This window comes from Streptomyces sp. NPDC007084, from assembly GCF_040703595.1.
In the GTDB taxonomy this organism is placed as follows: domain Bacteria; phylum Actinomycetota; class Actinomycetes; order Streptomycetales; family Streptomycetaceae; genus Streptomyces.
Map to the genome: position 1 here is coordinate 11,805 of NZ_JBEYFY010000007.1, position 14,413 is coordinate 26,217.

Sequence of the window (14,413 nt, forward strand, 5' to 3'; positions counted from 1 at the left end):
GGAGTCCCCACCCTGCGGATCCGCCGAACGCGAGGGAACCTCTGGAGGTACGTACATGTCCGGGACGACCACGGCCGCAGCGCGATGCCGTCGGGAGACCGGGGCCGGTGCCAACCGCTGGGTCGTCCTCGTCGTGCTGTGCGTCAGCCTGCTGCTGGTCGCCCTCGACGCCACCGTCCTGCACGTGGCGGTCCCCGCCGTCACCGAGGACCTCAGGCCCGGCGCCATGGAGCTGCTCTGGATCGTCGACGTCTACCCGCTCGTCTGCGCCTCGCTCCTCATCCTCTTCGGCACGCTCGGTGACCGCGTCGGCCGCCGCAGGGTCCTCCTCCTCGGCTACGCCCTCTTCGGCGTCGCCTCCGGCATCGCCGCCCTCGCCGACAACGCCCAGGTCCTGATCGGCGCCCGCGCCCTGCTCGGCGTCGGCGGCGCGATGATCATGCCCGCCACCCTGTCGATCCTGCGCCAGGTCTTCCCCGACCGGCGCGAGCGGGCCCTCGCGATCGGCATCTGGAGCGCGGTGGCCGCCGTCGGCGCGGCGGTCGGCCCGCTGCTCGGCGGGTTCCTCCTCGAACACTTCTGGTGGGGATCGGTCTTCCTCGTCAACATCCCCCTGATGATCGTCAGCCTGCCCGTCGGACGGCTGCTGCTGCCCGAGTCGCGCGGCGACCGCGACGGCCCCTGGGACGTGGCCGGCGCGCTGATGGCCGCCGCCGGCCTGTTCGGCATCGTCCTCGGCGTGAAGCGTCTCGGCGGCGGCGAGGCGCCGCTCAGCCCGTTCACCTGGGCACCGCTGATCGCCGGCGGCCTGCTGATGACCGGGTTCGTCCGGCGCCAGCGGCGGCGCGAGCACCCGCTGGTGGACCTACGGATGTTCTCCCGCCCCGCCTTCAGCACCTCGGTGGGCTGCATCGTCCTCGCCATGCTGGCCCTGGTCGGCCTCGAACTGATCGCCGCGCAGTACCTCCAGCTCGTCCTCGGCCTGTCCCCGCTGGAGACCGGGCTGCGGCTGCTGCCGCTCACCGTCGCGGCGATGGCCGCCGGGCTCGCGGGCGCCAAGCTGCTGCGCCGGTTCGGCCCGCGCGCGATGGTCAGCCTCGGCTTCTGCCTCACGGCGGCGTCCGTCGTCACGCTCACCGCGATGGGCACACACGACAACACCGGACTGCTGCTGGCCGGCTTCGTGCTGCTCGGCTTCGGCCTGGAGACCACGCTCTTCGGGGCGTACGAGTCGATGCTCAGCGAGGCACCACAGGCGCAGTCCGGCGGGGCCGCCGCGATCGGCGAGACCTCCTACCAGCTCGGCGCCGGCATCGGCATCGCGCTCCTCGGCAGCGTGATGAACGCGGCCTACGCCCCCGGCCTGTCCTCCGTCCCCGGTGTCCCCTCCGCCGACTCCAGGGCGGCCGGGCATTCGCTGGGGGAGGCCTACGAGGTCGCCGCCCGGCTCGGCGGACCGGCCGGCGGCGCGCTGCGGCAGGCCGCCAGGAACTCCTTCGTGCACGGACTCCATGTGACCCTGCTGGTGAGCGCGGGCCTGCTGCTGCTCGGCGCGGTGATGGCGCTGCGCCTCCCGCGCGTCATGGACTGCGACTCCGCCCCGGACGCCGGCACGACGGCCACGGCCCCGGACGCAGGCATGACGGCCACGACCACGGCCCCGGACGCCGGCACGGTGAGGGCCGCCTCGGGCTCCGGCCGCCCGGGCACGGACTCCGCCCCCGACCCGAACAGGGCCCCGGGCGCCGGCTCGGCCCACGCGGACATCCCGTCCCCCAGGGAAGTCGCCGAGCGCCGCGTCTCCGCGTAGACCCCGATCCGGACGACGGCCGGGCTCCCCTGACGCGACCCGCACCACCGGACTGAACGTGCCCCCACCTTCAGGCGGACGTGACCCGCACCTCCGGGCGGACGTGCTCCCCACCCCCGGGCCGACGTGACCCGCACCTCGGGACCGACGTGACACGCACCTCCGGGCCGCGCGCTGGACTTGCGGGACACTGCGTCGTAACGTCGGGCCGAGATCTTTAACTAGCGGTGCTAGTTATCACCCTGCCGGAGGCTGTCGTATGTCCGCGTCCTCGAAGCTCCCGCCCCTCGACCCCGCCGACCCGCTCGGGATCGACGACCTGCTGGACGCGGAGGACCTCGCCATCCGCGACACCGTGCGGAGCTGGGCCGCCGACCGGGTGCTGCCCCACATCGCCGACTGGTACGAGAAGGGCGAGCTGCCCGGCATCCGGGAACTGGCCCGCGAACTGGGCGGCCTCGGCGCCCTCGGCATGTCGCTTGAGGGCTACGGATGCGCCGGGGCCACCGCCGTGCAGTACGGCCTCGCCTGCCTGGAACTCGAAGCGGCCGACTCCGGTATCCGCTCGCTCGTCTCAGTACAGGGCTCCCTCGCGATGTACGCCATCCACCGGTTCGGCGGCGAGGAGCAGAAGCGGACCTGGCTGCCGCGCATGGCGACCGGCGAGGTCATCGGCTGCTTCGGGCTGACCGAGCCCGACCACGGCTCCGACCCGGGCTCCATGCGCACGTACGCCAAGCGCGACGGCGGCGACTGGGTGCTCAACGGGCGCAAGATGTGGATCACCAACGGTTCCGTCGCCGGTGTCGCCGTCGTGTGGGCGCAGACCGACGACGGCATCCGCGGATTCGTCGTCCCGACCGACGTCCCCGGGTTCTCCGCCCCCGAGATCAAGCACAAGTGGTCGCTGCGGGCGAGCGTCACCAGCGAACTGGTCCTCGACGACGTCCGGCTGCCCGCCGACGCCGTGCTGCCCGAGGTCGTCGGCCTCAAGGGCCCGCTGAGCTGCCTCTCGCACGCCCGCTACGGAATCGTGTGGGGCGCGATGGGCGCGGCCCGTTCCAGCTTCGAGTCCGCCGTCGCCTACGCCAGGACGCGCGAGCAGTTCGGGCGCCCCATCGGCGGCTTCCAGCTCACCCAGGCCAAGCTCGCCGACATGGCCGTCGAACTCCACAAGGGAATCCTGCTCGCCCACCACCTGGGCCGCCGCATGGACGCGGGACGGCTCCGCCCCGAGCAGGTCAGCTTCGGCAAGCTCAACAACGTGCGCGAGGCCATCGACATCTGCCGTACCGCGCGCACGATCCTCGGCGCCAACGGGATCTCCCTGGAGTACCCCGTGATGCGGCACGCCACGAACCTCGAATCGGTGCTCACCTACGAGGGCACCGTCGAGATGCACCAACTCGTGCTGGGCAAGGCGCTCACCGGACTCGACGCCTTCCGGTAGAGATCCGTTCCGTTCCCGGGACCCGGTGGGGCAGGGCCGGTGAGCGGCCCTGCCTCAGCTCTGGTTGAAGAACCCGTCGGTCTGCCGGCCGGCGGCCTCGCCGCTGACGATCTCCGTGTTGGCCGGGGTCAGCAGGAAGACCCGGGTGGCGACCCGCTCGATGGTGCCGCGCAGGCCGAAGGTCAGGCCGGCCGCGAAGTCCACCACGCGCTTGGCGTCGGCGGGCTCCATGGCCGTGAGGTTGATGATCACCGGGACGCCGTCCCGGAAGAGTTCACCGATACCGCGCGCGTCCCGGAAGCTGTCCGGGGTGACCGTGCCGATCCGGCGGCCCTTCTCCTCCGCCGTCTCGGAAGCGACCTTCACGCGCGGGTCGGTGACCCAAGCCTCGCCGGGGGTCTCCTGACCCTCGGCGTAGTCGTCGTCGTAGTAACGCTCGTCATCGTTGTCGTCGACGAGGCCAAGCCAGGCACTCGCCTTGCGCACCGATCCCATGGACGCCTCCTCTCACAGCGGTCTTTCGTGCTTCCGCATACCCATGGTCGTCCATGATGCGGATGTCGCGCCAAGTGGATAGACGCCGCGCGGGGGTTTCGTGACGGTACTGGTGCACGGCGAATCCGTCGAGAGCCCGCGCCCCCCAAGGGTCCTGCCGTGTACGGCTGCTGACTGAGAGTGAAATATGATTTCTCCCGGCGATCGGGTGACGGGCGGGGCGTACGGGTGAACGGGGTGGCCGCTACGATGCCGCAGCCCAACGTCGTACGTGTCACGGGGGAGTGTCGTGTTCGGAATCGTGAGGCCCTGCGCCCATCGGCTCGGTGAGGGGCTCAAGGCGCAGTGGATGGCGCATCTGTGCGGGCTGTGCCTCGCACTGCGCGGGGACCACGGCCAGTTCGCACGGGTCGTCACCAACTACGACGGCCTGCTCATATCGGTTCTGACGGAGGCTCAGGCCGAGCGCGCGCCCGGCGGTCGCCGCACGGCGGGGCCCTGTCCGCTGCGCGGGATGCGCACCGCGTCCGTCGCCCAGGGCGAGGGCGCGCGGCTCGCCGCGGCCGTCTCGCTCGTCCTCGCCGCGGCCAAGGTGAGCGACCACGTCGCCGACAGGGACGGCCTCTTGGGGCGCAGGCCGGTCGCGCTCGCCGCCCGCCGTGTCGCCGCGAGCTGGGGCCGGGCGGGCGCGCGGACCGGTTCCGAGGTCGGCTTCGACACCGCCGTGCTCGTCGACGCGGTGGACCGGCAGACCGGGATCGAGGCGCTGGCCGGGCCCGGCACCCCGCTGCTGACGGTGACGGAACCCACCGAGACGGCGACCGCCGCCGCCTTCGCGCACACCGCCGTCCTCGCCGGCCGCCCCCGCAACGCGGAGCCCCTGGCCGAGGCCGGCCGGCTCTTCGGACGGCTCGCGCATCTGCTGGACGCCGTGGAGGACAGGGAAACTGACGCCGCGTCGGGAGCCTGGAACCCGCTCACCGCCACCGGCACCCCGCTCACCGAGGCCCGCCGGCTCGCCGACGACGCGCTGCGCGGTATACGGCTCGCCCTGCGCGAGGTCGAGTTCACCGACGGTCGGCTCGCCCATCTGCTGCTCGCCCACGAACTGGGCCGCTCGGTGGACCGTGCCTTCGGGACCTCGGGATGCGGACATCCGGCCGACGGCGCGCACGGGACAGTTGATCTTCACGGTGTCCCCGGTACCCCCGGAGTGGCGGGTTCACTCGGACCGGCCGTCCGGCCCGGCCCCGAGGGAGCCTTCGGTCCGCCGCCCCAGCACACCGGGAACCCCTACGTCGGGGGCGGCAACCCCTTCGGCGGCGGTCCCTCGGCGCAGCCCCCGAACCCGGGCCGGCGCGGGTTCTGGGCGGGCTGTGCCGCCGCCGTCGGGCTGTGCTGCACCTGCAAGGTGTGCTGCGCCGACGAGTTCGAGGGCCCGTGGTCGCGCAGGAAGCGCGGCGGATGCCTGAACGACTGCGACTGCGACTGCGGGTGCTGCGAGGCGTGCGAGTGCTGTGAATGCTGCGAGTGCTGCTCGTGCTGTGACTGCGGGCTGTGAGCGCCGCTCTGCCGTGCGCTGCTGCCGTGGACGCCGCCCGCGCCGTGGCCGAGGACGGTCACGGGCGGGGGCGGCACGCTGAGGGGAGGGGTGCGCGTGTGAAGGCGGGGGAGGCGGAAGAACGCGGGGCGGCCGTGCGGGACGGGCGCGCAGGGGGTCGGCTCAACAGGAAGAGGACCACACGCGACCGAAGTCGATGTGGGAGCGCTTGACCAGCCACTGCTGTGAATGCATGGGCCAAGTGGAACAGGCATCCGAGAGCACGTCAACCGGCTTGAGACGTACCGCTCACAGTACGGACACCCTTGACAACGAGGGGAAACGCCGCCGTACCCTCGTGCCACGGCCCTGCTGAGGGGCTCGGCCGTACGGCGCCCGAGGGCGCCCCGCGTGACCTGTGTGAAGGCACCCGCGCTCGACTCGACGCATCACGGAGCCTCCGCATGTCCTCCGACGCCCCCGCCCATCCCGCCACCGCACCGGACGAACCGGCCGCCGCGTCCGCCGGCCGGCAGCCCGTCGTACCGGCGCGGACCCGCGCCCCGCGGGTCCCGCCCGGCGAGGACCGGAGCGCGCCGACCGCGGGCCGGCCCTCGCTGGTGATCGTGGGAGCGGGCCCGCGCGGCACCGGACTCCTGGAGCGCATCGCCGCCAACGCGCCCGAGCTGTACGCCGGTTCGGGGCTCGACATCCATGTCGTCGACCCGTACCCGGCGGGCGCCGGACGCATCTGGCGCACCGAGCAGTCGCCGCTGCTGTGGATGAACTCCGAGGCGCGGGACGTCACGATGTTCACCGACGAGTCCGTCGACATGGCCGGCCCCGTCCTCGAAGGCCCCACGCTGGACACCTGGGCCGACCTGCCGGGACGCACCTTCGCGGACCGGCCCCGGCAGGGCGCCTATCTGCGGTGGGTGTACGAGCGGGCGGTGGCCGCCCTGCCGCCGGGCATCCGCGTCCACCGGCACGTGTGCCGCGCCCTGCGGGTGAACGGACCCCGCGAGGGCCGCCAGCAGGTGTGGCTGGAGGGCAGACCCCGCCCGCTCCTCGCCGACGCGGTCGCCCTGACCCTCGGCCACCTCGACGCCGAACTCGACCCCGAACAGGCCGCGTTGGCCGCGTACGCGCGCGAGCACGGGCTGGTCCACCTGCCCCCGGACTTCACCGCCGACAGCGACCTGTCCGCCCTTGCGCCCGGCGAACCCGTCCTGGTCCGCGGCTTCGGGCTCGCCTTCGTCGACCTCATGGTGCTGCTCACCGAGGGCCGCGGCGGCCGGTTCGAGGGCGACCGCTACCACCCGTCAGGGCAGGAGCCGGTCCTCTACGTCGGTTCCCGGCGCGGCGTCCCCTACCACTCCAAGATCGGCTACGACTGGGAGGGCGAACGGCCGCCGCTGCCACGGTTCTTCGGGCCCGCCGAGGTCGACGGACTGCTCGCCCGCGCCGGCGGGTTCGACTTCCGGCGGGACGTGTGGCCGCTGATCGAGAAGGAACTGGGGTTCGCGCACTACCACCGGCTGTTCGCCGCCCACCCCGGACGCACCCGGCTCCCCTGGCCGGACTTCGAGGAGAAGTACGCCGCCGGCACCCCCGACGAGATCAGGGCGCTGGTCGCGGACGCCGTGCCCGACCCGGCCGACCGTCTCGACCTCACCGCGCTCGACCGGCCGCTGGACGGCGTGCGGTACAGCACCCCCGAGGACCTCCAGCACGGACTGCGGACGTACATCGAGGACGACCTGACGCGACGTCACGACGCCGCCCACAGCCCCGACCTGGCCGTCTTCCTGGGGCTCTTGTCGGTCTACGGCCAGCTCGTCCGGCTCGGCGACATCGGCGCGTGGTGGCACGGCTTCTTCAGCTACCTCGCCTCCGGTCCGCCCGGCCCCCGGCTGCGGCAGATGCTCGCCCTGTCGCGGGCCGGAATCCTCCGGTTCCTCGGCGCGGACGTGACCGTCACCGCCGAGGACGGGGTCTTCCGGGCGGCCGGCGCCAGCGTCCCCGGCGCCGTCGTCGAGGCCCGCGCGCTCGTCGAGGCCCGCCTGCCGCACCCCACCGTCGAGCGCACCAGGGACACCCTGCTGCGCGAGCTGTACGCCGAGGGAGCCGCGGCGACCCCCGAGGGACTGCTCGCCGTCGATCCCGTCGACGGACGGATCCTGGAGCGCGACGGGACCCCGCACCCCCGGCGTTTCGCCCTCGGCCCGCACACCGACGCGCGCGGCTCGGGCGCCTTCACCCGGCCGCGTACCGGCGGCCCGGCCTTCCGGCAGAACGACGCGACGGCCCGCGCCGCGCTCACGTTCCTGCGGGCACTGTCCTGCCGTATCGCGGCCTGAGGACTGCCGGTGAACGGGCGCCGGGCCCCGTCCGCTCGGGCCGCGCGGACCCCCGGCCGCTCGGGCCGCGCGGACCCGGGACACACCGGCGGGGCCGGCCGTGCGGTCCGCAGGGACCGGGAAACCGGACGCGATACACGGACACCACGGCGTGCCCGCACCTCGGATCGGCCGAGTGCGTATGGAAGGGTTGATCACATGACGACGGACGCATCCGAGGACTGGAAGCACTGGCAGGAGCACCGCGAGGCCGCGGTGTCCGCGCCCTACGGGCCGCTCTCGCTCACCGGCACCCACTGGATCGAGGACTATCCGGAGGGGCGACTTCCGGACATCCCCGGGCTGTGGGGCGCCAAGGACGACGGAGTGATCCTCACGGCGGTGGCCGAGGAGGGGCTCACCGTCGACGGCGAGCCGTTCACCGGCGAGATCGTGCTCGGCGCCGACCAGGGTCCGGCCGACGGGGCACGGGTCGGACACGGCGACCGCCGGTTCGTGGTCCTGGTGCGCGAAAAGATCTGGGGCGTCCGCAGTTACGACCCCGCCGCGCCCGCCCGCACGGCCTTCGCCGGCATCGAGGCGACCCCCTACGACCCGCGCTGGGTGGTGCCGGGACACTTCACCCCGTACGGCGAGAGCCGCACCGTCCGGGTCGAGAACGCCGACGGGGTCGCCCGCGGACTCCCCATCGGCGGCATCCTCGCCTTCACCCTCGACGGGCAGGACCTCACCCTCCAGGTGTCGGTCGAGAGCGACGGCTCGCTGTGGGCCGTGTTCTCCGACTCCACCAGCGGGGACGGCAGTTACCGCTTCCGCTTCCTGCGCCCGGCGGCTCCCGACGCCGAGGGGCGCACGACGGTGGACTTCAACCGCACCGTGCTTCCGCCGTGCGCGTTCGCGGACCATTTCGTCTGTCCCTTCCCGCCGCCCGGAAATACCCTGGGCGTCGCCGTCGCCGCGGGGGAGCGCCGACTGGCCTGAGGCCGCCGGGACTCCCGAAGACACGTGGGAAATCCGGGGCCTTCAGCGCCCTGTCGATCAACCTCCTTGGGACGTACGTAAGTTGAACGCTGCACGGCCGAAAGGCGCCCTTGCGTCCGTCGGCCGTGCCGCCGAATACTCCCCCTCAGCGCTTGTCAGGGGCACGGCTTGTCCGAAATCCGGACGGGCGGCTCCCGGCTGCGCCTCACGGGCCCCCCACCCCACGAAACGAGGGCCCCTTACTTCCCTTCGGAGGAACGAAACGTGAGGATCAAGCGCACCACCCCCCGCAGCGGCATAGCGAGACGGAGTCGGCTGATCGCCGTCACCACCGGACTCGTCGCCGCGGCAGCGTTCGCGGTCCCCAGCGCGAACGCGTCCGACGCCCGGACCTTCAGCTCCACCCAGCTCAGCAGCGTCAAGGAGTCGGTCCTCAAGGCCGATGTCGCGGGCACCGCCTGGGCTGTCGACGCCAAGACGAACCGTGTGGTCGTCACCGCCGACAGCACGGTCTCCCAGGCCGAGATCGCGAAGATCAAGGAGCAGGCGGGCGGCAACGCCGACGCCATCACCATCAAGCGCACCCCGGGCACCTTCAAGAAGCTGATCTCCGGCGGCGACGCCATCTACGGCGGCGGCTACCGCTGTTCGCTCGGCTTCAACGTGCACAGCGGAAGCACCTACTACTTCCTGACCGCCGGTCACTGTGGTGAGGTCGCCTCCACCTGGTACTCCAACTCGGGCCAGACCACCAAACTGGGCACGAACGTCAGCTACAGCTTCCCCAACAACGACTTCGCACTGGTCCGTTACACCAACACCTCGGTCGCGCACCCCAGCGCGGTCGGCAGCCAGGCGATCACCAGCGCGGCCACGCCCAGCGTGGGCACCACGGTCTACCGGCGCGGCTCGACCACCGGCACGCACAGCGGCCGGGTCACCGCCCTGAACGCCACCGTCAACTACGGCGGCGGTGACGTCGTCTACGGCATGATCCAGACCACGGTCTGCGCCGAGGGCGGCGACAGCGGCGGTCCGCTGTACGGCGGCAGCGTCGCCTACGGTCTGACCTCCGGCGGCAGTGGCAACTGCTCCTCCGGTGGTACGACCTTCTTCCAGCCGGTCACCGAGGCGCTGAGCTACTACGGCGTGAGCGTCGGCTGACCACCGCCCGGCCCATGGACCGGCCCCTCGATCGACTCGTCGGCTGACGGAACCGGCACCCCCCACACCGCTTCCGCGCGACAGCACCACGGCACACGAGTGAGCCCCCGCACCCAACCGGCGTGCGGGGGCTCGCTCTTGTTCCCCTGCCGGAGTTACCTTCGAAGCACACGCTGTGCACACGCCTGCTGCGCCCACGTCGGACCCTGGGGGGCCGTGATGGTCGAGGAACTGGTGGCGGCGGGAGTCTCCGCCGCGTCCGTGGGGCTGGTCTACGTGATGGCCGGGGCCCGGGTCGTCAAACAGTACGAGCGGGGTGTGGTGCTGCGGCTCGGCAGACTGCGCCCGGAGGTACGCGGTCCCGGCCTCACGATGATCGTGCCGTTCGTGGACCGGCTGCGGAAGGTTAACATCCAGATCGTGACGCTGCCGGTGCCGGCCCAGGAGGGCATCACCCGGGACAACGTGACGGTCCGGGTGGACGCGGTCGTCTACTTCAAGGTGGTGGACGCCGCCGACGCGGTCATCCGGGTCGAGGACTACCGGTTCGCGGTCTCCCAGATGGCGCAGACCTCGCTGCGCTCGATCATCGGCAAGAGCGACCTGGACGACCTGCTGTCCAACCGCGAAAAGCTCAACCAGGGGCTGGAGTTGATGCTCGACAGCCCGGCGATCGGCTGGGGCGTGCAGATCGACCGCGTCGAGATCAAGGACGTCTCCCTGCCCGAGACGATGAAACGCTCCATGGCCCGCCAGGCCGAGGCCGACCGCGAACGCCGCGCCCGGATCATCAACGCGGACGCCGAGTTGCAGGCCTCGAAGAAGCTCGCCCAGGCCGCCGAGGTGATGTCGGAACAGCCCGCCGCCCTCCAACTCCGGCTGCTCCAGACCGTGGTGGCCGTCGCCGCCGAGAAGAACTCCACCCTCGTCCTCCCCTTCCCCGTCGAACTCCTCCGCTTCCTCGAACGGGCCCAGCAGAACATGGCTCCGCAACAGCCTCCGGGAGGGCGGGAGCCGGCTGTCCCCTCCATGGACGAGCCGTCCGAAGGGTCGAAAACAAGACAGGACTAGTCCTCACAGCCCGCACCTCCGTGATCCGCAGGCAGTGTTTGCAGCGGGAAGCAACACGCCGTGACCACGGAAGCCAACGGCGTAGGAGGTGTACGGCGGTTGTCGTACACGCGTCCTGAAGTCGACCTTGTGTGCCCCCTGTGCGGCTCGGAATAGTGGGCCGCGAACAACTGGCATGGACGCGACGAGGCGGGTGTTTTTGTCGTCTCCCGGGTCCATATACGTACGCCTTCCGGTCCTGGAGGTCCCCACAACCTCCCGGTCCGACCCCCCACAGGAGGACGTGAGTTGAAGCACCGACGCATATCCCGACGCCGTGCCGTCATGGCGGGCGCGGGCATCGCCGCACTCGTCACCGCCGGAGTCACCTTCCAGACTGCGAACGCGAGCGAGGCTCCCCAGTCCCCGACGCCGCACACCCTCTCCGCGGTGGCGGCCGGAAAGCTCGCATCGACCCTGGGCAAGGACCTGGGCGCCGACGCGGCGGGAACGTACTACGACGCGAAGGCGAAGCACCTCGTCGTCAACGTGCTCGACGCGAGCGCGGCCGACACGGTCAGGGCGGCTGGCGCCCAGGCCAGAATCGTCGAGAACTCCCTCGCCGACCTCAAGGGCGCCCGTACGACGCTCAAGAAGGACGCGACCATTCCCGGCACGTCCTGGGCGACCGACCCGGCGAGCAACAAGGTCGTCGTCACCGCCGACCGCACGGTCTCCAAGACCGAGTGGGCCAAGCTCACCAAGGTCGCCGACCGGCTCGGCGGCACGGTGGAACTCCGGCGCACGAAGGGGGAGTTCAAGCCCTTCATCGCCGGTGGTGACGCCATCAGCGGTTCCGGCGGGCGCTGCTCGCTCGGCTTCAACGTGGTCAAGGGCGGCCAGCCGTACTTCATCACGGCCGGGCACTGCACCGAGGCGATCTCCACGTGGTCGGACTCCAGCGGCAACGAGATCGGCACCAACGAACAGTCCAGCTTCCCGGACAACGACTTCGGTCTGGTCAAGTACACGGGCAGCACGGCCCACCCGAGCGAGGTCGACCTCTACAACGGTTCCTCGCAGCCCATCACCCGGGCCGCCGAGGCGACCGTCGGCGAGAAGGTGACGCGCAGCGGCTCGACGACCCAGGTGCACTCCGGCACGGTCACCGGCCTGGACGCCACCGTGAACTACGGCAACGGCGACATCGTCAACGGGCTCATCCAGACCGACGTCTGCGCCGAGCCCGGTGACAGCGGCGGTTCGCTCTTCGACGGCGAGTCCGCGATCGGCCTCACCTCCGGCGGCAGCGGCGACTGCACCTCGGGCGGCGAGACCTTCTTCCAGCCGGTCACCGAGGCGCTCTCCGCCTTCGGCGCCCAGATCGGCTGACGGCCTCCCCGGTCCGCCGGAGCCCCGCCCCCGCGCCATCGCGCGGGGGCGGGGCTCCCGGCTGTTCGGGCTCCCGGCTGTTCGGGCTCCTGCTGTTCGGGGTCCGCGCCGGGGGTTCCGAACGGCCGGGGGCCGGCGCGGGAAGGCCGCGTGCGGGTTACGTCGGCTCCGGGGCGGCGGTGCCGGCCGGGGCTGAGGTGCGGTTCCTGGTGCGGAACTCGGCCGCGAGCAGCGCCACCGCGCTGCCCACCACCGCCCACACCGAGAGCACCAGCATCGCGCCGGTCATGTCGTTGCCCTTGAAGTACGCGATCGAGCGGGCCGCCCAGGTGCCCGCCCCCGGTGGCAGGGCGGGTCCGATCGCCTTCCAGAAGGGCGGCAGCATCGGCAGCGGGAAGGCGCCGCCCGCGCTCGGGTTGCCCGCGACCACCACCAGCAGGATCGCCAGACCGATGCCGACGACCCCGAACAGGCCCTGGAGGCCGAGGGTGGCGGCGCCGACCGCGAAGGTGATCAGGGCGCCGAGCCCCCAGAACGCCCAGACGGACCCCGGCAGGGCGCCCAGGATCGGGCCGACGATCACCGCGCCGCCCAGCCCGCCCACGATCGCCACCACGGCCATCACGAGGAGCCGGATCAGCGCGCGCCGCAGGTTGGCGGGCCGGGCCCCGGCGCTGATCGCGAGGATCGAGGCGGCGAGATAGCCGCCCACGCACCAGCCGACGACCAGGTAGAACGACGAGAGGCCGTCGAAGTCGTGGGCGGAGGCCCTGGCCACGTCGACGGTCCGCACGGTGCGCTGCTGGGCCGACTCCAGGGTGCCGACGAGCTTCTCCAGGGTGGTGGCGAGGACCGTGCCGCCGCCGGAGGCGACCAGCAGCGTGTCCTTGGTGCCCCTGGGGTCGATGATCAGGGCGCCGTCGATCTTCCGGTTCAGGATCTGGTCGCGTGCCGCCTCCGCGTCGGAGACCGTCCTCGGGTCCAGCGGCTCGCCCTTGATTCCCTCCAGCCGCGTCACCGTCTGCCGGGCCACCGCCTGCGGGGCGACCACCCCGAAGGGGACGTCCTTCGGCTTGGGATCGTGGAGCGCGCCCACGTAGGAGGCGATGAAGAGGAGCTGGAGCGCGATCACCCCGATGACGAGCAGGGTGGCCCGTGGGGTGACGGCGTCCTTCGCCTCGGTCAGGAAGGACGGGCGCGGGGCGGCGTCGCCGGCTGTCTGTGCCATGCCCCCACCGTCCGAGCGGGACGGGGTTTGCGCAGGTGGGGAGGGTCCGAACGGATGTCGTACTGAGGTTCGAAACCGGGGCGGGATGGGGTTGGGCGATCGGGTGCCGGACCTCGAGACCCGCCCTGCCCGGCTGCTCGCGCTCCTGGCGCGGGAGTGGTCCTCTTCCCGGGCGTGCTGCTCACGGCCGGGTTCATCTTCAACGGCCTGACGGGCGGAGCCCACGCCCTGGCCACACGCCAAATAGGGTCGGGACGACGTGAGAAGAAGGAGCGGGCTGTGACGGAAGACGAGGCGGCCCCTGGCCTTGACGTGCACATCGAGGTCACCCTCGATGAGCGGTCCGCCGTGTCGCGCGGCGACTTCCTGGCCCATTGGTTCAGGGCCGCGGTCGACTCCTTAGCTACACCGCTGCGGCCGTCGATCTGCGCGCCGTGGAAAGAACGGCCGATCCCGAGTGGTGCGCGCGGCTCGTGGGCTTCCTTCACGCCGCGATCGACGGCTCGGATTCCGCCTTCACGCGAGTGGAGTACAGGGACTTCAATGACACGACCCACCTGGAGGCGGCGCTGCGCAGGGCCCGGCGCGAGTCCCTGCGTGAGTCCCGCACCCACCTCCGCGGCTACTGCTGGGTCACCGGCGTGCCTTCCGGACTCGCCGCCCGGCTCGGCGGCGCCCGGCGCCTCGCTGCCGGCGGCGCCTTCCACTCCGTACGGGAACTGCGCGGCGGCGGCGTGCTGCTGCAGGCGACCGAGACGCTCGCCGGGTACGACGACCGAGCGATGCGCGAGGTCTTCCACGCCCTCGCGCCCGTGCTGCCGCCGGGCATCCCGGAGGACGACCCCGCGCGGGAAGAACTGCGGGTGGTGTTCGAGGACGCCGGCGGGGTCTGAACAGTGGCCATCAACCCGCTGGACAGCCTGCTTTAGGAACCTTGCTCCCG

Annotated in this window: 11 protein-coding genes; 9 read left to right on the forward strand and 2 right to left on the reverse strand. The window is 72.1% G+C overall.

The genetic code is table 11. The annotated features are described in order from the left end of the window. Window positions 1-55: 55 nt before the first annotated feature. Both AB0912_RS08765 and AB0912_RS08770 read left to right on the forward strand, forming a co-directional pair. Window positions 56-1,810 (forward strand): MFS transporter, encoded by a 1,755-nt coding sequence (locus AB0912_RS08765; RefSeq protein ID WP_366697234.1) that lies wholly within the window; start codon window positions 56-58, stop codon window positions 1,808-1,810. A gap of 259 nt (window positions 1,811-2,069) precedes the next feature. Next, complete coding sequence (locus AB0912_RS08770) at window positions 2,070-3,260, forward strand: acyl-CoA dehydrogenase family protein (protein WP_366697235.1); 1,191 nt, start codon at window positions 2,070-2,072, stop codon at window positions 3,258-3,260. Between the two features lie 54 nt (window positions 3,261-3,314). On the opposite strand, the gene sepF is transcribed toward AB0912_RS08770, so the two are convergent. Then, window positions 3,315-3,755: a cell division protein SepF gene (gene sepF / locus AB0912_RS08775; RefSeq protein WP_366697236.1), complete on the reverse strand. Its 441-nt coding sequence runs from the start codon at window positions 3,753-3,755 to the stop codon at window positions 3,315-3,317. A 289-nt stretch (window positions 3,756-4,044) separates the two neighbouring features. Here sepF and AB0912_RS08780 point away from each other — a divergent pair, with 289 nt between their 5' ends. The 6 genes from AB0912_RS08780 (at window position 4,045) to AB0912_RS08805 (ending at window position 12,242) form a co-directional block, all read left to right on the forward strand. Then, window positions 4,045-5,316 (forward strand): DUF5685 family protein, encoded by a 1,272-nt coding sequence (locus AB0912_RS08780; protein WP_366697237.1) that lies wholly within the window; start codon window positions 4,045-4,047, stop codon window positions 5,314-5,316. 443 nt (window positions 5,317-5,759) lie between these two features. Then, on the forward strand, window positions 5,760-7,655 hold the full coding sequence (locus AB0912_RS08785; protein WP_366697238.1) for an FAD/NAD(P)-binding protein: 1,896 nt from the start codon (window positions 5,760-5,762) through the stop codon (window positions 7,653-7,655). Between the two features lie 198 nt (window positions 7,656-7,853). After that, window positions 7,854-8,636: a DUF1684 domain-containing protein gene (locus AB0912_RS08790; protein WP_366697239.1), complete on the forward strand. Its 783-nt coding sequence runs from the start codon at window positions 7,854-7,856 to the stop codon at window positions 8,634-8,636. Between the two features lie 264 nt (window positions 8,637-8,900). After that, a complete protein-coding gene (locus AB0912_RS08795) occupies window positions 8,901-9,800 on the forward strand; it encodes a S1 family peptidase (protein WP_366697240.1) in 900 nt (299 codons plus the stop codon). A gap of 219 nt (window positions 9,801-10,019) precedes the next feature. Continuing rightward, window positions 10,020-10,871 (forward strand): slipin family protein, encoded by an 852-nt coding sequence (locus AB0912_RS08800; RefSeq protein ID WP_366697502.1) that lies wholly within the window; start codon window positions 10,020-10,022, stop codon window positions 10,869-10,871. A gap of 288 nt (window positions 10,872-11,159) precedes the next feature. After that, the gene (locus tag AB0912_RS08805) at window positions 11,160-12,242 is read left to right on the forward strand and encodes a S1 family peptidase (RefSeq protein ID WP_366697241.1); all 1,083 of its coding nucleotides are present in this window, start codon (window positions 11,160-11,162) and stop codon (window positions 12,240-12,242) included. A 157-nt stretch (window positions 12,243-12,399) separates the two neighbouring features. On the opposite strand, the gene AB0912_RS08810 is transcribed toward AB0912_RS08805, so the two are convergent. Continuing rightward, on the reverse strand, window positions 12,400-13,470 hold the full coding sequence (locus AB0912_RS08810; protein WP_366697242.1) for a DUF3533 domain-containing protein: 1,071 nt from the start codon (window positions 13,468-13,470) through the stop codon (window positions 12,400-12,402). Between the two features lie 473 nt (window positions 13,471-13,943). On the opposite strand from AB0912_RS08810, the gene AB0912_RS08815 reads away from it, so the two are divergent. Next, a complete protein-coding gene (locus tag AB0912_RS08815) occupies window positions 13,944-14,363 on the forward strand; it encodes a hypothetical protein (RefSeq protein WP_366697243.1) in 420 nt (139 codons plus the stop codon). Window positions 14,364-14,413: the final 50 nt, after the last annotated feature.